The sequence below is a fragment of the Jiangella endophytica genome, assembly GCF_003427025.1.
In the GTDB taxonomy this organism is placed as follows: domain Bacteria; phylum Actinomycetota; class Actinomycetes; order Jiangellales; family Jiangellaceae; genus Jiangella; species Jiangella endophytica.
The window spans coordinates 289,617-306,382 of record NZ_QVAI01000004.1 but is presented as its reverse complement, the minus strand read 5'-3'; the positions used below and the strand labels follow the sequence as shown (position 1 = coordinate 306,382).

The following is a 16,766-nucleotide window of genomic DNA, read 5'->3' as shown; positions in this document are numbered from 1 at the left end:
ATGAGCGAGATGGCGCTGCCGATCATGTCGAGCCGGCGGCTGGGGGAGCTGCTCACGCTGTTCAAGGAGGCCGACACCGTCGAGCTGAAGCTGAGTGTGGCCGACGGTGACCAACGGTCGGCCGTGGCGGCGCTGGGGATGGATCCGCTGGACGCGCAGATCCGGCAGGTGGTGTTCTTCGACACGCCGGATCTCGAGATGGACAAGGCCGGCGTGGTGGTCCGGGCCCGACGGGTGCAGCGCCGGCCGGGCGATGCCGTCGTCAAGCTGCGGCCGGTGGAGCCCGGGAAGCTGCCGCCGGGGCTGCGCAAGTCGCCGGACTTCGGGGTCGAGGTCGACGCCATGCCGGGCGGCTCGTTCGTCGCGTCGGGGCGGCTGAAGGCGCCGGTCGACAACGCCCACGTCGTCGACGTGCTGGCCGGGCGGCGGCCGATCCGCAAGCTGTTCACCAAGCAGCAGCGCGACCTGTTCGCCGCGCATGCGCCCGAGGGCGCCGACCTGGACGACCTGACCGCGCTCGGGCCGATCACGATCATGAAGCTCAAGTTCTCGCCCGGCGAGTACGGCCGCCGGATGGTCGCCGAGCTGTGGCTCTACCCGGACGGCACCCGGATCCTCGAGCTGTCGACCAAGTGCCTGCCCGGCGAGGCGCTCAACGTCGCCGTGGAGTCGCGGGCCTTCCTCGGCGAGCACGGCATCGACATCGGTGGCGCGCAGCAGACGAAGACCCGGACGGCGCTGACCTACTTCTCCGGGCAGCTCAGGGACAACGCGTCGTCAGGCGTCTGACGGCGGCTGCTCCGCGGCCGGTTCGGCGGCCGGTTCCGCGGCGATGACGGCGGCCGCCGCCTCCGCGCTGACGGCGTGCCGGGCGATGTTCCGGTAGCCCTCGAGCCCGGCCTGCAGCCGTTCGATCATCCGGTCCTCGGCCACGGCGATGATGGCGGACGTGCCGGGCTCGAGGCTGTCGCCGACGGCGCGCAGGTCATCGTCCTTGAAGCCCTTGTCGCGGACCTTGCCCCAGATGCCGCCACCGGCCGCCCCCACTGCCGCCGACACCAGCAGGCCGGGCGGGAAGATCAGCCCGACGATGCCGCCGGCGACGGCGCCGCGCTTGGCCCACGTCTTGCCGCTGGGGTCCGCGGTCTCCTGGAAGGTCACCTTGCCGTCCGCGCGGCGGACCACGACGGCGGCGTCGATGAGCTCGATCGAGCCCTCGCGATGCATCGCGCGGAAGTCCTTCAGGGCCTCGCCGGCCTCGTCCTCGGTGCCGAATGCGGCCACGAACACCTGGATGTCGCTGTCGCTCATGATGACGTTCCTCCCGTGCGGGTCTGCTGGCAGGACTGCGCGTCGTCGAAGGCCTGCCGGAGTGTGTCGTCGGCCGACGACAGGTAGCCGGCGACGGTGTCGCCGAGCGTGCTGAGCGCCTGGCCGGTCTGCGTGAGCCCGGCCTGCGCGTCGGAGAGTGCGCTGGTGACGTCCTCGGCGGTGGTCGCGTCGGCCAGCCCTTGAATCGCCTGTCCGGTGTCGTCGAGCCCGGCCCTGACGTCGTCGGCCTCGTCGGCCAGCTCCTTCTGGGCGTTCTCGATCGCCTGGTCTGCGCCCTCCGGCGTGTCCGCGATGGCCTCGGTGAGGTTCTGCGCGCTGGCCTGGACGGCGTCGACGCGGTCGGAGATCTCGCTGCTCAGCTGGTCCAGCGCCTCCGGCGTCAGCGAGTCGACGTTCAGGCCCTCGGTCAACCCGCGGACGTCGGCGGCCAGCTCGTTCCAGGCCGAGCAGACCCCGTCGGCCCAGTCCGTCTCCGGCGAGGCCTCATCGCTGCAAGCGACCAGCAGCACCGTCGCGGCGGCGAGGGCGGTCAGACGCGGCCGCACGACGCTCACCCCTCCAGCCGCCGGTCGAGCGTCGTCGCCGCCGTGATCAGCGCCAGGTGGCTGAACGCCTGCGGGAAGTTGCCCAGCTGCTCACCGGTGCGGCCGATCTCCTCGGCGTACAGGCCGAGGTGGTTGGCGTAGGTCAGCATCTTCTCGAAGGTCAGGACGGCCTCGTTCAGCCGCCCGGACTGCGCGAGCGCGTCGACGTACCAGAACGTGCACATCGAGAAGGTGCCCTCGTCGCCGCGCAGGCCGTCCGGCGAGGCGGCCGGGTCGTACCGGTACACCAGGCTGTCGGAGACCAGCTCGTCGTCCATCGCCCGCAGCGTCGAGCGCCACATCGGGTCGCGGGCGTCGACGAACCCCACCAGGGGCAGGTAGAGGTTGGCGGCGTCGAGCACCGACGTGTCGTAGTGTTGCACGAACGCCTGCCGATCCGGGTGCCAGGCGCGGTCCATCACCTGCTGGTAGATCGCGTCGCGATTGGCGCGCCAGCGGGTCGTGTCGGCCGGCCGCGCGTGCTTGGAGGCCATGCGCAGCGCGCGGTCGAACGCGACCCACGACATCACCCGCCCGTACGTGAAGTGCTGCCGGCCGCCGCGGGTCTCCCAGATGCCGTCGTCGGGCAGGTCCCAGTGGTCGCACAGCCAGTCCAGCACGCCGGTCAGCCGCTGCCAGCCGTCATGGGTGAGCGGCAGGCCGCTTTCGTCGCCGCGGTGGATCGAGTCCAGCGCCTCGCCGAAGATGTCCAGCTGCAGTTGGCCGGCGGCGCCGTTGCCGATGCGCACCGGTCGCGAGCCGCGCCAGCCCTTCAGATGACCGAGCTCCTCCTCGACCAGGTCGGACGAACCGTCGACCCGGTACATGATCTGCAACGGCGGCGGGTCGCCGTCCTCGCCGGGTGGCCGGACGCGGTCGCGCAGCCAGTGCAGGAACGCCTCGGCCTCCTCGGTGTAGCCCAGGCCGAGCAGCGCGTGGATCGAGAACGAGCCGTCCCGGACCCAGGTGTAGCGGTAGTCCCAGTTGCGCTCGCCGCCGGTCTGCTCCGGCAGCCCGGCCGTGGGCGCCGCGACGAGGGCGCCGGTCGGCCGGTAGGTCAGCAGCTTGAGGGTGATCGCCGACCGGTCCACGCGCTCGCGCCAGCGGCCGCGGTACGTCGACCGGCCGACCCAGGTCCGCCAGAACTCGCGGGTGCCCTCGAACAGCGCGAGGATCTCCTCGCGTGACGGCTCGCGCGGCGGCCCGTCCGGCGCGGTCTCCAGGACGACACCGCCGATCTCGCCGGCCGACGCGGTCAGGACGGCGTGCACGCCGTCGGCGTCCTGCTCGATCCGGATCCGGTCCGCGGACCGGACGTCCGGCCGGCGCGCGAGGTGCAGGGCAAGCTCGGTGCCGTCGGAGCCGCGGAACAGCACGCCCGCTTCGGTGACGTGCGTGGTGTGGCTGCCGCGGCCGTAGTCGAACCGCGGCTCGAGGTCGACGGCGAAGCGCAGCCGGCCGCGGACCACCCGCACGAGCCGGACCAGCCGATGCCGGTCCGTGGCGGGGCCGTCGAGCACCGGCATGAAGTCGATCACCTCGCCGACGCCCTCCTCGGTGAGGAAGCGCGTGATGAGGATCGCGGTACCGGGCAGATAGAGCTGCTTGCTCACCCAGCCGGTGCTGGCCGGCGCGATCCGGAACCGCCCGCCGCGCTCGGCGTCCAGCAGCGACGCGAACACGCTCGGGGAGTCGAACCGCGGTGTGCAGAACCAGTCGACGGTGCCGTCGGACGCCACCAGCGCGGCGGTCTGCAGATCGCCGATCAGCCCGTGCTCCTCGATGGGCGGGTACTCGGTCATCCGCCCAGCAATCGTGCCTTGGCCGCGGCGAACTCCTCCTCGGTGAGCACGCCCTGCGCCTTGAGGTCGGCCAGCCGGGCCAGCTGGTCCGACAGCGAGTCCTCGGCCGGCGCGGCGGGCGCGGGCGGCGGCTGCGCGGCGTAGGCGGCCTGTGCCTGCTGCTCGTATTGCGCCTGCTGCTCGTACTCCTGTTGCTGCCAGCGCGCGGACTGGCGGCGCGACACGCGGTTCGACACCGCCGTGGCCGTACCGGCCACGACCGCCGTCCGGGCCACTCCTCGCAGCAGTCCCATCGCCGCCACCCCCTCAGCCGATGTCGAGACCGCGCAGCGCGCGGTCGGCCGTCTCGGCCGGGATGCGCGCCTGGTCGGCGACCTCGCCACCGGCGGCGCGTACGGCGTTGACGAACGGGATCGCCCAGGTGTTCTCCACGACGAGAACGGCGACGGAGTTGCCCGGAGGCAGACCCTCCGCGACCTCGTCGACGTCCTCGGCGTCGAGCAGACCGCCGCCCAGCTGACCGTCGAGGTCGGCGAAGGCGGGCTGCAGGTCGGGCCCGAGCCCGGCCAGCTCGATCGAGCCGACGGTGCCGTCGGCGTCGCGATACACGAACATCAGGTCGACGATCCGGACCAGTCCGTTCACGACGAGGTCGCGCATCGCCGGCACGATCTCGCCCTTGAACTGGTTGCCCGGGAAACGCAACAGGAGGATGTCGACCGGTCCCACGTCCACGGTGTCCATGCGGCCCAGCCTTCGCCGCCGGGGGTCCGGCCGCCTCACCCGTCGCGGGTGAGGCGCCGGCGCATCAGGGCCCGGCCGGCCAGGTCCCGTCGGCGGGCGGCCCCGGACGACGGCGCGGGCCGGGCCGGCTCGCGCTGCGCGCCACCGACGAGACCAGCGTCCCGATCGCGATCCCGAGCACCAGGTTGAGCCCGGCGGTCGCGACCTGGGCGTCGACGCCGGCGTTGGACGTGAACGGCGCCACCACGCCGATCACCGTCGCCAGCCCGACCACCCAGGCGAAGAACCGCAGCGGCTGCGGGGTGGTCAGCAGCAGCACGTGCACCAGCCCGGTCGACACCAGCGCCGCGAGCGCCGCTCCCGCCGCGTACCAGCCGGTGCTCGCGTCGCCCCAGGTGCCCTCGCCCTCCGGCGCCAGGATGGGGATGTCGAACACCCCGCGAACCAGCACGATCCCGACGACGGCGATGAGCGCTCCGATGACGGCCGTGGCGACGCCGCCCGCCCACAGCCGTCCGGCGTCGACGACAGGTGGTCCGGACCGGGCGGCGGGGTTGGTGGTCATCGGCGCGGTCTCCTCGGCGTCAGTCGGGCAGCTTGCGCATCTCCACGAGAGTCAGCCCCAGCGCGTCGAGCCGGGCGAGCATGCCCCGCAGCGCCGCCCGGTCGCGCACCGGCCCGAAGATGGACGTGCCGCCGGCCGGTCCGTCGGCGACGTCGAACTCGGGGAACGCCGCCCGGACGGTGTCCGAGACACGGCCGGTGACGAGGAACTCGTAGCGCATGTCGATGCGCCCCCAAGCTTCGAAGCGGGACACACTCCACCATCGCCCGGTCGCGGGCCGGAACGGCTCACCCGCACCGGGTGAGGGGTGCGGTGTGGCGGCCGCGATGACCTGAGGTGAAGGCCCCGAAGCCGGGTCGAGTCCGACATTTCGCCGCTACTGTGATGATCGTGGTCGTAGCTGCCCCACACGCGGGGCGTGCGAGGATCCTGGAACAGAAGCTGAGGGTTCCTCGGATGCCGGCCAGCGTGGTGCCCCGCACCCGACTGCTCCGCGGCCTCGGCGCCGCGGAGGCGGAGGGTCGCGTGCTCGCGCTGGTCTCCGCGCCGGCCGGCGCGGGAAAGACGATGCTGCTGGCCCAGTGGTGGCAGCGGCTGCGCGCCGCCGGCGTCCCGGTCGCCTGGCTGGCGCTCGACGAGCACGACGACGACCCGTATCTGCTGTGGTCGGGGCTGTTGCGGGCCTGCGGCCGGGCCGTGCGCGGCATCGACGCCGCCGCCGAGGTGCGGCTGGCCGCGCTGACGCCACCGGCTGACCCGGGGAACCGGGGGTTCCTGACGGCCTTCGCGGAGGCGGTCGACGCGCTGCACGCGCCCCTGTGGGTGCTGCTCGACGACGTGCACGTGATCTCGTCGCCGCGCGGGCTGGCCTGCCTCGCCGGGCTGATCCGGTACCGCCCCGCGGGCCTGCGCCTGGCGTTGGGCAGCCGGTTCGACCCGCCCCTGCCGGTGGCTCGCATGGTGCTGGACGGGCAGGCCAGCGAGGTGCGTGCGGCCGACCTCGCGTTCGACCGCGACGAGGCCGATCTGCTGCTGCGCCGCCGGAGCCTCGAGCTGGACGAGCCCGACCTCACCCTGCTGCTGGAGCGGACGGAGGGCTGGGCGGCCGGGCTGAGCCTCGCGGCGCTGTCGCTGGCGTCGCAGGACGACGTCACCAAGTACATCGCCGGATTCGCCGGCGACGAGCGGCCGCTGGCCGACTACCTCGTCGCGGAGGTGCTGGACGCCCTGTCGGACGAGACGGTGGACCTGCTGCTGGCGACGGCGGTGGCCGAGACGCTCACGGCCGATCTCGCCAGCCGGCTGTCCGGCCGCGCCGACGCCGGCGCCGTCCTGGCCCGGCTGGCCCGCGACAACGCGCTGGTGGCGCGGGTGGGCCGGGCGCCGACGTCGTATCGCGTGCACGGGCTGCTGCGCAGCTTCCTGCTGGCCGAGGGCAACCGGCGCGACGTCGTGGCGCAGCGGCGCCACCATGTGGAGGCGTCGCGGTGGTTCGCCGACCACGGGCTGCCCGGGCTCGCCCTGGACCACGCGGCCGCCGGCGCCGACTGGCCGCGCACCGCCGAACTGGTCGACCGGTACGGGCTGCGGCTGCTGCTGTCCGGCGACGCCGCCCGGGTGTCGGCGACGGTGCGGCGGCTGCCCGACGACCTCGTCACCGAGCCCGTGACGGCACTGGTCGCGGCGCTCGCGGCGCTGCACGACGGCGCGCTGGCGGTGGCTCGCCGGCACATCGACCTCGTCGGGCGCGATCCGTCGCGGCACTCGTCCGCCCGGCTGCGGCTGCTCCACACCACCGCGTTGATGAACGAGGCGCGATTGCGCGGCGACCGCGGGCCCGAGCTGCTGGCACTGATCGCGCTGAGCGAGGAGCAGGTCGAGGGCGAGCCGGACCTGCTGCTGCTCGCGGCGGTGAACCGGGGAGTCCTCCGGATCTGGTTCGGCGAGTACGAGGCGGCCGAGGAGGACCTGCGCGACGCCCTGCGGATGGCCCGCCGCGACGGCCGCGACGCGCTGACGCTGGAATGTCTGTCGTACCTCGCGGTCGGCGCCGCGGCGAGGGGCGACGCCGACACGGTCAACCGGCGGACGACCGGGGCGATCGAGTTCGCGGGGCGGCGCGGCTGGTCGTCGACGGGGCGGATGACGCCGGTGTACCTGCTGGCCGCCGGCGCGGCGTTCGAGCGGCTGGATCACGCGGAGACCCGCCGGTTCCTGTCGCTGGCCGCAGCGATCGACGCCGACGTCGAGCCGGAGGTCGAACTGTCCGCGCGGCTGCTGCGCGCCTGCCTCGCCGCCGTGGAGACGCCGAACCGGCACGAGGCGGCCCGGCTGCTGCGGCGCGCGTGGCCCTACGACGACACCGCCCTGCCGCCGGTGAGCGCCAGCTTCTTCTGCCTCATCGAGCTGCGGCTGGCGCTCGCCGCGGGAGACCGGCCGGCGGTCGTCGAGGTGCTCGCCCGGGCCGAGCGGCTGCTGGGAGGGTCCGGCGACGTGCTGGTGCTGCGGGCGCTGGCGCACGCGCACGACGGCCGGAAGGCCGCGGCCAGGGCGGCGCTGCAGCCCGTGCTGGCCGGGACCGTGCCGTGTCAGCTGGTCAGCATGGACATCACCGCCTGGCTGCTGTCCGCGCACTTCGCGGCCGAGCTGGAGGAGCCGGCACGGGCGCACGACGCGCTGCTGCACGCGCTGGACCTCGCGCAGCCGCGGCGCATGTACCGGGAGTTCGTCGGCGCGTCCGGCCGGGTGCGCTCGCTGCTGATCCACGGAGAAGGGAGGTTCGGCCGGCACGAGGAGTTCGTCCGCGCGGTCGTCGCGCTGCTCGGCGACGACGACGGTGACGGCGGTACGGCGACGGTGTCCGGCGAGGCGCTGACGGCGCGCGAGCTGGAGCTGCTGCGCGACCTGCCGTCGCTGCTGTCGCTCGAGGAGATCGCCGGCGCGCACGTGCTGAGCGTCAACACCGTCAAGACACACCTCAAGGCGATCTACCGCAAGTTCGACGTCGGCAGCCGGCGCCAGGCGGTCGACCGCGCGAGGGAACTGGGGCTGTTGTAGTCGCCTCACCCGGCTCGGGTGAGGCGAGAACGATCACGACTGGGCAGGCTGTGGGTGGGGCTGGGGGAGCGGGGTGGACTATGTCCGTGCGCAGACGGGGGCTGCCATGAGATTCCGTCCGGTTGAAGTGCTGATCCTGACGTTTCCGGGCGAGCGGATCGACCCGCTCGCCGTCGAGGCGCTGCGCGGCGTCGTCGACATGGGTGACGTCACGTTGCTGGACATCGTGTTCGCGGCGCGCGAGTCGAACGGCGACCTGCGGGTCGTCGAGTTCGCCGACGGCGCCGACACGTTCGGCTTCGGCGGCGTGGAGATCGCCGAGGGCGAACTGGTGAACGACGAGGACATCGCCGTCGTGGCCGACGCCTTGCCGCCGGGGCACTCGGCGGTGCTGATCGCGTACGAGAACACCTGGGTGCGGCGAGTCTCGGAAGCCATCCGCGACGCCGGCGGCCAGGTCGCACTGCATGTCTTGATCCCGTCGGAGGCCGCCGACGAGGTGTTGAGGGGGAGCTCATGACCGGACGGTTCGACCGGCCCGGACTGCTGGCCACGGTGACCAGCGCCGCGGTCCTGGACGGAACTCCGCAGGTGATCAGGAACGTGGTGACGCATGCCACCGCCCGGAGGACGGCCGTTCCGGCGGCACAGCCGGCGCGCGAGGAACCGGCGCGCGAGGAACCGGCCGGCCGGCGACTGGTCGCCGTGCGGAGCGGCGCGGGCTGACCGGCGGCGACGATGGCCGACGAGCCACGCACCCCGCCGGACGACACCGGCCGCCCAGCCACCGGCGGCCCGGCCGACGCCCGCCCGCCCGACGCCGATCTCGACGAGACCGCGGAGGCGACCGGACGAGACACGCCACAGGCCGGCGGTTCCGCCGGGACCGCCCCGGACGGCGATGGCGGCGAGAGCGGCGGGATCGGCGACAACGAACGGGCCGAGCTGGATCGGCTGCGCGCCGAGGTGGCCGGGCTGCGGGCAGCCGGCACCACCATGAGCCCGGCCGGCGAGGCGCCGGGGGGACCCGCCTCGCCGGCCGAGTCGGGCACCGGTGGCGGGCGCTGGCGCGCGGTGCTCGCATCGGTGCTGATCGTGCTCGGCTGCCTGCTGGCGATCCCCGCGACCGCCGCCGTGTGGCTGGACTCCGTCGTCACGAACACCGACCGCTACGTCGACACCGTCGGCCCGCTGGCCCGCAATCCCGACATCGAACGGGCCGTCACCAACCGGATCACCACCCGGCTGATGGAGGAGATCGACGTGCCGTCGGTGGTGAACGAGGCCTCGGACCTGCTGGCGGCGCAGGGCGCGAGGCCGCGGGTGACGACGACGCTCACCGACCTGGCCGGGCCGATCAACGGCGCCGTCGAGGGCTGGGTGCACGACCAGGTCGGCACCGTCATCGCCAGCGACCGGTTCGCCGACGCCTGGACACAGGCCAACCGCGCCGCGCACCAGTCCCTGGTGGCCGCGCTGACCGGTGAGAACGAGAACGGCGCCGTCCAGGTCAAGGGCAACACCGTCAGCATCCAGCTGTCACCGATCATCGAGGACGCCAAGCAGCGTCTGGTCGACGCCGGGTTCCAGCGCGCGTCGTCGATCCCGACGGTGGACATGACCCTGACGTTGTTCCAGTCCGACCAGGTGGAGAAGGCGCAGGCCGGGTTCCGGCTGATCGACCGGGTCGGCACGTGGCTGCCGGTCGTCGCGCTGGCACTGATCGCGGCCGGGGTGCTGGTGGCCCGCGGCCGGCGGCGGGCGCTCATCGGGGCCGGGATCGGGCTGGCGCTCTCGATGCTCGTGCTGGGCGCGGCGCTGACCATCGCCCGGCCGATCTACCTGGGCGCGCTGCCGGCGGAGGTGGACGACGCCGCGGCGGGCGCGCTGTTCGACCAGGTGGTGTCGCTGTTGCGGACGACCCTGCGCGCGGTCCTGGCCGTGGGCCTGGTCGTGGCGCTGGTCGCGTGGCTGACCGGGCCGTCGTCGCAGGCGGTGGCGGTGCGCCGGGGCGTCGGGAGGCTGGGCAGCATCGGCTCCGAGTGGGGCTGGCGCGACTCGGCGGCGGTCGGCTGGCTGCGCGCGCACAAGCGGCCCGTGCAGATCGCCGTGCTGGTCCTGGCGATCTTGGTGTTCGTGTTCTGGAACTACCCGACCGCGGGTGTGGTGCTGGGGATCCTGCTGATCGCGGGCGTCCTGCTGGCGGCACTCGAGCTGGCGACGGGTCAGGCGGCGCCGTCCGGGCCCTCGGTCACCAGGCCCTCGTAGGCGTCGACGGCGGCCCGCACCGTGGGGTGCACCCGGCCGCCGTCGCGCCAGGCCGGCCAGGCCGCCGTCCGGCGCGCCTTGACCAGCGCCGCCTCGGGCAGGTCGGCCACCCAGAGGGCGACGTCGTGCTGGGCCAGCTGCTGCTCGGCCGCCGCGAACGCGTCCATCACCGTGACCGACGTGTCCAGCGTGGCGCCGAGGTCGAGCAGCAGCACACGCGGTGGCGGGTCCTCCGTCGTCGCGCGCCGAACCAGTTCGGCCTGCACGGCGCGGACGTTCATCGTGTACAGCGCTCCCTCGATCCGGACGACCAGCAGGCCCGGGGCCGGACGGTGCTCGGCCAGCACCGGGTGGTTCAGCCGGCGCAGCACGAGGTAGTAGGTGAGGAACACCCCGGCGACGACGCCGGCCAGCAGGTTCGTCAGCACGGCGATGCCGCCGGTCGTCAGCGCGACCACCAGCTCGACCCGGTCGATGCGGCCGATGCGACGCAGCTCGCGGACGTCCAGCAGGCCGGCCACGGCGACCACGACGACCGCGGCCAGCGTCGCCTCCGGCAGGTCGCTGAGCACCGGGGCGAGGAACAGCGCCGCCGCCACCGCGACGCCGGCGGTGACGAGCGAACTGAGCTGCGTCCGGGCGCCGGCGGCGACATTGACCATGGTCTGCGAGAACCCGCCGGCCGGCGGAGCGGTCGCGACGAACGCCCCGGCGACCGCGGCCGTCCCGTTGGCCAGCAGCTCCCGGCCGGTGGCGATCGGCGGGTCCAGCGGCTCGCGCGTGCTGCGTCCGACGGCGATCGTCTCCATGAACGCCATCAGGGCGATGGCCAGCGCGTACGGGAGCATCGTCCACGCGCCGTCCAGCGGCGGGACGGCCGGCGCCGGCAGCCCGCTCGGCACCGGCGGGATCAGTTCGACGCCGCGCGCGGGCAGGTCCGCCCACGCCGTCGCCGCGATCCCGCCGGCGACGGCGAGCAGCGGGCCGGGCACCCGCGGCGCCCACCGGCGCAGCGCCCACAGCCCGGCCAGCGTCAGCACCGCGACGACGACGGTGGCGCGGTTCGCGTCGGCGAGGTGCGTCAGCGTGTACTCGATACCGCGCAGGAACCCGTCCGGCCCGGCGTCGATGCCGAGCAGGTGCGGCAGCTGGTCGACGATGATCGTCAGGCCGACGCCCACCTTCAGGCCGCTGACGACGGTGTCCGAGATCGCGTCGACCACCCAGCCGAGCCGCAGCAGCCAGAACAGCAGCAGCGCCAGCCCGGTGAGCAGCGTCAGCGTGCTGACCGCGGCCATCGCCGCGTCCGGGTCGTCCGGCGTGCCCGCGGCGGCCAGCGCGAGCCCGGCCAGCGCGACGATCGTCGACGTCGTGCTCATGCTCAGCCGCCGGGCGCCGCCGAGCAGCGCGTACGCCGCCATCGGCACGATGCACGTGTACAGGCCGACCTGCACCGGCAGCCCGGCGACACCCGCGTACCCCATGGCCTGCGGGAGAACGACCGCACCGGCGACGACGCCCGCGACGACGTCGGAGCGGTTCACCCGGACAGCCCGGCGATGCCGTCACCGATCAGCTTCGTGCCGATCAGCAGCAGCACGACGGTGAGCACGGCTGCGTTGTGCCGGGCCAGCCAGGTCTTCAGCTCGGCCAGCATCGTGGTGGCGCGGTCGCCGAGCGCGAACGTGAGGGCCACCGGCAGCCCCGGGCCGAGCGCGCCGATCAGCACGAACACCGCCAGCGCCACCGCCTGCTCGGCGGCGTCGATGTCCGTCTGCGCGATCGCCGCGCCCGCGGCGACCGTGAGCATGAGGTTCTTCGGGTTGACGGCGGCCAGCGCGGCGCCCAGCCCCAGCGCCCGGCGCGCGGACCAGGTGTCCAACGCGCTCATCCAGCCGGGCAGCTCCGGCTCGTCGTCGCCGGTGGGCCGCTTGCGCCAGGAGCGGACGGCCAGCAGCAGGACGAGGACGCCGAGCGCCAGCTTCAGCCAGCCGACCCAGGCGGACGGCTCACCGTCGTCGGCCGGGCCGGCGGCCGCCGCGAGGAGGAGGACGGCGGTGCCGACGACGGCCAGGCCGAGGATCCAGCCGAGCAGGAACACCGGCCCGTTGACCCGTCCGCGCCGGCTGCCCAGCATCAGCACCACGGCGACGATCGGCAGCGGACTCAGCGCGACGCCGACACCGAGTGGCAGGACCGCACCGATCGCCTCGCCCATCCCGGCCTCCGCCTGTCGTGTCGGTTCATCGTGGTCGCGGCCGGATGATCGCGGCGTCACCCGAACGGGGTGAGGACCCCACCGTCGCCGTCAGCCGACGATGGGGCGCATGCCGGCGTGGGTGTTGGGGTCGCTGCGGGGCTACCGGCGGTCGTGGTGGCGCCGCGACCTGGTGGCCGGACTGACGGTGTGGGCGGTGCTGATCCCGGAGTCGCTGGCCTACGCGTCGATCGCCGGTGTCTCGCCCGTGGTCGGGTTGTACGCGGCGATCCCGGCGCTGCTGCTGTACCCGGTGATCGGCAGCTCCCGGCACCTGGTGGTCGGGCCGATGTCGGCGACGGCGGCGTTGTCGGCGGGGGTGGTCGGCGGCATCGTGTCGAACGATTCCGGGGACTTCCCCGCTTACACGGCGGGCCTGGCGCTCGCCGTCGGCACGCTGGCGGTGCTGGCCGGACTGCTGCGGCTCGGGTTCCTCGCGAACTTCATCTCCGAGCCGGTGCTCAAGGGCTTCATCGTGGGGATGGCCCTGGTGATCATCGTCGGGCAGTTGCCGAAGCTGCTGGGCATCGAGGGTGGCGACGGCGACTTCTTCCAGAAACTCTGGGCGGTGGTGGCGTCCTTGGGCGACGTCTCCGGCTGGTCGGCGCTGGTGGGCCTGGGCTGCCTCGCCCTGGTGCTGGTCCTGCGCCGGACGGCGCCGCTGGTACCCGGGTCGCTGGTGGCGGTGGCGCTCGGCATCATGCTGGCGGCCGTGCTCGACCTGGAGGACCGCGGTGTCGAGGTCGTCGGGCACATCGACGCGGGCCTCCCGGCGCCGGGCGTGCCGGACCTGACCGCGGCCTCGGACATCCCGCTGCTGCTGTCGGGCGCGGCCGGCGTCATGCTGGTCGGCTTCGCCGAGGGCCTCGGCGCCGCGAAGACCTACGCCCGCCGCGACGGCTACCGCATCGACGCCGACCGGGAGCTGGCCGGGCTCGGCGCGGCCAACCTCGGCGCCGGCCTCCTCGACGGCATGGTGGTCAACGGCAGCCTCTCGAAGACCGCCGTCAACGCCGGCGCCGGTGCGCGGTCGCAGGTGTCGGGCTGGACCGTCGCCGCGCTGACGGTGCTGACCCTGCTGGTGCTGACGCCGCTGTTCGCGTCGCTGCCGGAGCCGGCGCTGGCCGCCGTCGTCATCGCGGCGGTGATCGAGCTGGTCGACATCGGCGGGCTCCGGCGGCTGTACGACGTCAACACGGCGGCGCTCACCACGATCTACGGCCGCGCCGCGCGAGCGGACTTCATCTGCGCGCTCGGCGCGCTGCTGGGCGTCCTGTTCTTCGACACCCTGCCCGGCCTGCTCATCGGCGTCGTCCTGTCGGTGGTGCTGCTGCTGGCACGTACGGCGCACCCGCACGTCGCCGTGCTGGGCCGGGTGGCGGGCGGAGCGGGGCAGTGGGTGGACGTCGAGCGGGATCCAGGGAGTTCCCCGGTTTCGGGCGTCGTCGTGGTGCGGGTGGAGAGCGGGCTCTACTTCGCCAACGCCGACGCGGTACAGGACCGGCTGCTGGAGCTGGCCACCGCCGACGGGGTCCGCGCGCTGGTGCTCGACGCCGCCACCGTGCCGTCCGTCGACGTCACCGCGGCCGGGATGCTCCGCGACGTCGCCGCCGAACTCGACGCCCGCGGCGTGCGCCTGCTCGCGGTCGGCGACGTCGGCCAGGTGCGCGACGTGCTGCGGCGGACCGGCGCCGGGGCGGTGCTGGACCGGCTCTACCCGACGGTGGAGGCGGCGGTCGCGGCGACCTCACCCGGAGAAGGTGAAGCCGCCGGCGACGGTGCCGCCCGACGATGAGGCGACGACGGGGGAACGCAGACGAGGGGGAGCTCATGCCCGACCGGTTCAACGGCGTCATCAACCTGGACATCCGCGACTCCGTCCCCGACTGGGAACCGTTCCTCGCCCGCCGGGCGCCCGAGGGGGCACCGAACGTGCTGGTCATCCTGTACGACGACACCGGGCAGGCGGCGTGGTCGCCGTACGGCGGGCGCATCTCGATGCCGACGCTGGACCGGCTGGCCGCCAACGGGCTCACGTACAGCCAGTGGCACACGACGGCGTTGTGCGGGCCGACCCGGTCCTGCCTGCTCACCGGCCGCAACCACCACCAGAACGCGTTCGCCACCATCGCGGAGAGCGCCACCGGCTTCCCCGGCAACCACACGCACATCCCGATGGAGAACGCCTACCTGGCCCAGGTGCTCGGCGACGCCGGCTGGAATACGTTCTGGGTCGGCAAGAACCACAACGTGCCGGTCGACGAGTTCGCGATGGGCGCGTCGAAGCGGAACTGGCCGATCCGCCGCGGCTTCGACCGGTTCTACGGCTTCATCGGCGGCGAGACGAACCAGTGGTACCCGGACCTCGCCGAGGACGACCACTACACCGAGCAGCCGTACCTCCCCGAGGACGGCTACCACCTGTCCAAGGACCTGACGGACAAGGCGATCTCGTTCGTCCGCGACAGCAGGCAGACCGCGCCGGACAAGCCCTGGTACCTGTTCTTCTGTCCGGGCGCCAACCACGCACCGCACCACGCGCCGCAGGAGTGGATCGACAAGTACCGCGGCGCGTTCGACGACGGCTACGAGGCCTACCGCGAGTGGGTGCTGCCGCGGATGAAGGAGCGCGGGATCCTGCCGGCGGACACCGACCTGACCCCGATGAACCCGATGCCGGAGGGCACCACCAGCCCGCAGGACGCGGTCCGCCCGTGGGACTCGCTCAGCAACGACGAGAAGCGGCTGTTCTCGCGCATGGCCGAGGTGTACGCCGCCTTCTCCGAGTACACCGACCACGAGGTCGGCCGGCTGATCGACTACCTGGAGGAGTCCGGCCAGCTGGAGAACACGCTGGTCTTCTACTGCGCCGACAACGGCGCGTCGGGGGAGGGCAGCCCGAACGGCTCGGTGAACGAGAACAAGTTCTTCAACGGCTGGCCGGACGCCATCGAGGACAACCTGCCGATGATCGACCGGCTCGGCAGCCCGGACACCTACAACCACTACCCGACCGGCTGGGCGATGGCGTTCTCGACGCCGTACCGCATGTTCAAGCGCTACTCGTACCAGGGTGGCGTCTGCGACCCGCTGGTGATCTCCTGGCCGAAGGGCATCGAGGCCCGCGGCGAGGTGCGCGCCCAGTACCACCACGCCGTCGACATCGTCCCGACGATCCTCGACTGCTGCGGGGTCGAGATGCCCGGCACCGTGCTCGGCTACGAGCAGACGCCGCTGCCGGGGGCGTCGATGCGCTACAGCTTCGACGACGCCACCGCGCCGACGAACCGGCGCACCCAGTACTACGAGATGCTCGGCACCCGGGGCCTGTGGCACGACGGCTGGAAGGTCGTCGCGGTGCACGGGCCGGTGCCGTCGGACATCGGGCACTTCGCCGACGACCAGTGGCAGCTGTTCCACACCGACGTCGACCGTGCCGAGGCGCACGACCTCGCCGCGCGGCACCCGGAGAAGGTGCGCGAGCTGGTCGACCTCTGGTTCGAGGAGGCCGGCCGGTACGACGTGCTGCCGCTGAACGACCTCGGCGTGCTCGACTACATCAAGTACGAGTTCCAGGCGCCGGAGCCGGCCGGCGGCACGTCCACCTACTATCCGGGGACGGCCGAGGTGCCGGAGCGCTCGGCGGCCAACACGCACGGGGTCTCGTACAAGATCCTCGCCGAGGTGGAGCTGTCGCCGTCGGCCGAGGGCGTGATCCTGGCGCACGGGTCCCGCTTCGGCGGCCACGCGCTGTTCGTCAAGGACGGCCGGCTGCACTACGTCTACAACTTCCTCGGCCTCGCGCCGGAGCAGGAGCTGGTGTCCGGCCCGCTGCCCGGCGGCCGGCACGTCGTCGGCGTCGAGTTCAGCAAGGAGAAGACCGGCGAGCACGGCGAGTCGCACGGCACCGCGCGGCTCTACGTCGACGAGGCCGAGGTGGCCGAGGGCGCGCTGCGCACCCAGACCGGGCACTTCTCGCTGTGCGGCGAGGGCCTGTGCGTCGGCTACGACGGCGGCGACGCGGTCACCCGGCAGTACCCGCCGCGGTTCCCGTTCGCCGGCGGCCGGATCGTGAAGGTCGAGGTCAACGTGGCCGACGACCGCTACCTGGACCTCGAGCGGCGATTGCAGGCCGCCCTGGCCCGCGACTAGACCCG

Annotated in this window: 16 protein-coding genes; 7 read left to right on the top strand and 9 right to left on the bottom strand. The window is 73.4% G+C overall.

Annotation, left to right across the window (positions count from 1 at the left end; all coding sequences use genetic code 11):
- Positions 1-789, top strand: coding sequence for an adenylate cyclase (locus tag DZA62_RS10850; RefSeq protein ID WP_116948892.1), 789 nt, complete (start codon positions 1-3; stop codon positions 787-789).
- On the opposite strand, the gene DZA62_RS10845 is transcribed toward DZA62_RS10850, so the two are convergent.
- The 7 genes from DZA62_RS10845 to DZA62_RS10815 all read right to left on the bottom strand — a co-directional run bounded on the left by DZA62_RS10845 (position 778) and on the right by DZA62_RS10815 (position 5,247).
- Positions 778-1,311, bottom strand: coding sequence for a DUF1269 domain-containing protein (locus DZA62_RS10845; protein WP_116948891.1), 534 nt, complete (start codon positions 1,309-1,311; stop codon positions 778-780). The two genes, DZA62_RS10850 and DZA62_RS10845, sit on opposite strands and share 12 nt — an antisense overlap.
- A complete protein-coding gene (locus DZA62_RS10840; protein WP_157987594.1) occupies positions 1,308-1,877 on the bottom strand; it encodes a hypothetical protein in 570 nt (189 codons plus the stop codon). The genes DZA62_RS10845 and DZA62_RS10840 overlap by 4 nt, the downstream gene beginning before the upstream one ends.
- 5 nt (positions 1,878-1,882) lie before the next feature.
- Positions 1,883-3,718 carry a glycoside hydrolase family 15 protein gene (locus DZA62_RS10835; protein ID WP_116948889.1) on the bottom strand — a complete coding sequence of 612 codons (1,836 nt, stop codon included), beginning with the start codon at positions 3,716-3,718 and terminating at the stop codon, positions 1,883-1,885.
- A complete protein-coding gene (locus DZA62_RS10830) occupies positions 3,715-4,011 on the bottom strand; it encodes an SHOCT domain-containing protein (protein WP_116948888.1) in 297 nt (98 codons plus the stop codon). The genes DZA62_RS10835 and DZA62_RS10830 overlap by 4 nt, the downstream gene beginning before the upstream one ends.
- A 13-nt stretch (positions 4,012-4,024) precedes the next feature.
- On the bottom strand, positions 4,025-4,462 hold the full coding sequence (locus DZA62_RS10825) for a DUF6325 family protein (RefSeq protein WP_198663633.1): 438 nt from the start codon (positions 4,460-4,462) through the stop codon (positions 4,025-4,027).
- A gap of 64 nt (positions 4,463-4,526) precedes the next feature.
- A complete protein-coding gene (locus DZA62_RS10820) occupies positions 4,527-5,027 on the bottom strand; it encodes a DUF6069 family protein (RefSeq protein ID WP_198663632.1) in 501 nt (166 codons plus the stop codon).
- Positions 5,028-5,046: 19 nt separating this feature from the next.
- Positions 5,047-5,247, bottom strand: a complete 201-nt coding sequence (locus DZA62_RS10815) for a hypothetical protein (protein WP_116948887.1) — start codon at positions 5,245-5,247, stop codon at positions 5,047-5,049.
- Between the two features lie 236 nt (positions 5,248-5,483).
- Here DZA62_RS10815 and DZA62_RS10810 point away from each other — a divergent pair, with 236 nt between their 5' ends.
- The 4 genes from DZA62_RS10810 to DZA62_RS10795 all read left to right on the top strand — a co-directional run bounded on the left by DZA62_RS10810 (position 5,484) and on the right by DZA62_RS10795 (position 10,352).
- On the top strand, positions 5,484-8,084 hold the full coding sequence (locus DZA62_RS10810; protein ID WP_198663630.1) for a LuxR C-terminal-related transcriptional regulator: 2,601 nt from the start codon (positions 5,484-5,486) through the stop codon (positions 8,082-8,084).
- A 106-nt stretch (positions 8,085-8,190) separates the two neighbouring features.
- On the top strand, positions 8,191-8,604 hold the full coding sequence (locus tag DZA62_RS10805) for a DUF6325 family protein (RefSeq protein WP_157987593.1): 414 nt from the start codon (positions 8,191-8,193) through the stop codon (positions 8,602-8,604).
- A complete protein-coding gene (locus DZA62_RS10800; protein ID WP_116948884.1) occupies positions 8,601-8,810 on the top strand; it encodes a hypothetical protein in 210 nt (69 codons plus the stop codon). The genes DZA62_RS10805 and DZA62_RS10800 overlap by 4 nt, the downstream gene beginning before the upstream one ends.
- Positions 8,811-8,822: 12 nt before the next feature.
- Positions 8,823-10,352, top strand: a complete 1,530-nt coding sequence (locus DZA62_RS10795) for a hypothetical protein (protein WP_116948883.1) — start codon at positions 8,823-8,825, stop codon at positions 10,350-10,352.
- Here DZA62_RS10795 and DZA62_RS10790 read toward each other — a convergent pair.
- Positions 10,310-11,896, bottom strand: a complete 1,587-nt coding sequence (locus DZA62_RS10790) for a SulP family inorganic anion transporter (RefSeq protein WP_116948882.1) — start codon at positions 11,894-11,896, stop codon at positions 10,310-10,312. The genes DZA62_RS10795 and DZA62_RS10790 overlap by 43 nt on opposite strands.
- Positions 11,893-12,570: a GAP family protein gene (locus DZA62_RS10785; RefSeq protein ID WP_116948881.1), complete on the bottom strand. Its 678-nt coding sequence runs from the start codon at positions 12,568-12,570 to the stop codon at positions 11,893-11,895. Before DZA62_RS10785 ends, DZA62_RS10790 begins: the two co-directional genes overlap by 4 nt.
- Positions 12,571-12,679: 109 nt before the next feature.
- Here DZA62_RS10785 and DZA62_RS10780 point away from each other — a divergent pair, with 109 nt between their 5' ends.
- The gene (locus DZA62_RS10780; protein WP_198663629.1) at positions 12,680-14,404 is read left to right on the top strand and encodes a SulP family inorganic anion transporter; all 1,725 of its coding nucleotides are present in this window, start codon (positions 12,680-12,682) and stop codon (positions 14,402-14,404) included.
- 35 nt (positions 14,405-14,439) lie between these two features.
- Positions 14,440-16,761 (top strand): arylsulfatase, encoded by a 2,322-nt coding sequence (locus DZA62_RS10775; RefSeq protein ID WP_116948879.1) that lies wholly within the window; start codon positions 14,440-14,442, stop codon positions 16,759-16,761.
- The last annotated feature ends 5 nt before the right edge of the window (positions 16,762-16,766 follow it).

Bases quoted from the DNA above. Each gene is read 5' to 3' on its own strand.
- DZA62_RS10780 (WP_198663629.1), top strand. From the start codon at position 12,680: ATGCCGGCGTGGGTGTTGGGGTCGCTGCGGGGCTACCGGCGGTCGTGG.
- DZA62_RS10835 (WP_116948889.1), bottom strand. From the start codon at position 3,718: ATGACCGAGTACCCGCCCATCGAGGAGCACGGGCTGATCGGCGATCTG.
- DZA62_RS10815 (WP_116948887.1), bottom strand. From the start codon at position 5,247: ATGCGCTACGAGTTCCTCGTCACCGGCCGTGTCTCGGACACCGTCCGG.
- DZA62_RS10850 (WP_116948892.1), top strand. From the start codon at position 1: ATGAGCGAGATGGCGCTGCCGATCATGTCGAGCCGGCGGCTGGGGGAG.
- DZA62_RS10845 (WP_116948891.1), bottom strand. From the start codon at position 1,311: ATGAGCGACAGCGACATCCAGGTGTTCGTGGCCGCATTCGGCACCGAG.
- DZA62_RS10810 (WP_198663630.1), top strand. From the start codon at position 5,484: ATGCCGGCCAGCGTGGTGCCCCGCACCCGACTGCTCCGCGGCCTCGGC.
- DZA62_RS10805 (WP_157987593.1), top strand. From the start codon at position 8,191: ATGAGATTCCGTCCGGTTGAAGTGCTGATCCTGACGTTTCCGGGCGAG.
- DZA62_RS10785 (WP_116948881.1), bottom strand. From the start codon at position 12,570: ATGGGCGAGGCGATCGGTGCGGTCCTGCCACTCGGTGTCGGCGTCGCG.
- DZA62_RS10800 (WP_116948884.1), top strand. From the start codon at position 8,601: ATGACCGGACGGTTCGACCGGCCCGGACTGCTGGCCACGGTGACCAGC.
- DZA62_RS10820 (WP_198663632.1), bottom strand. From the start codon at position 5,027: ATGACCACCAACCCCGCCGCCCGGTCCGGACCACCTGTCGTCGACGCC.
- DZA62_RS10775 (WP_116948879.1), top strand. From the start codon at position 14,440: ATGCCCGACCGGTTCAACGGCGTCATCAACCTGGACATCCGCGACTCC.
- DZA62_RS10830 (WP_116948888.1), bottom strand. From the start codon at position 4,011: ATGGGACTGCTGCGAGGAGTGGCCCGGACGGCGGTCGTGGCCGGTACG.
- DZA62_RS10795 (WP_116948883.1), top strand. From the start codon at position 8,823: ATGGCCGACGAGCCACGCACCCCGCCGGACGACACCGGCCGCCCAGCC.
- DZA62_RS10825 (WP_198663633.1), bottom strand. From the start codon at position 4,462: ATGGACACCGTGGACGTGGGACCGGTCGACATCCTCCTGTTGCGTTTC.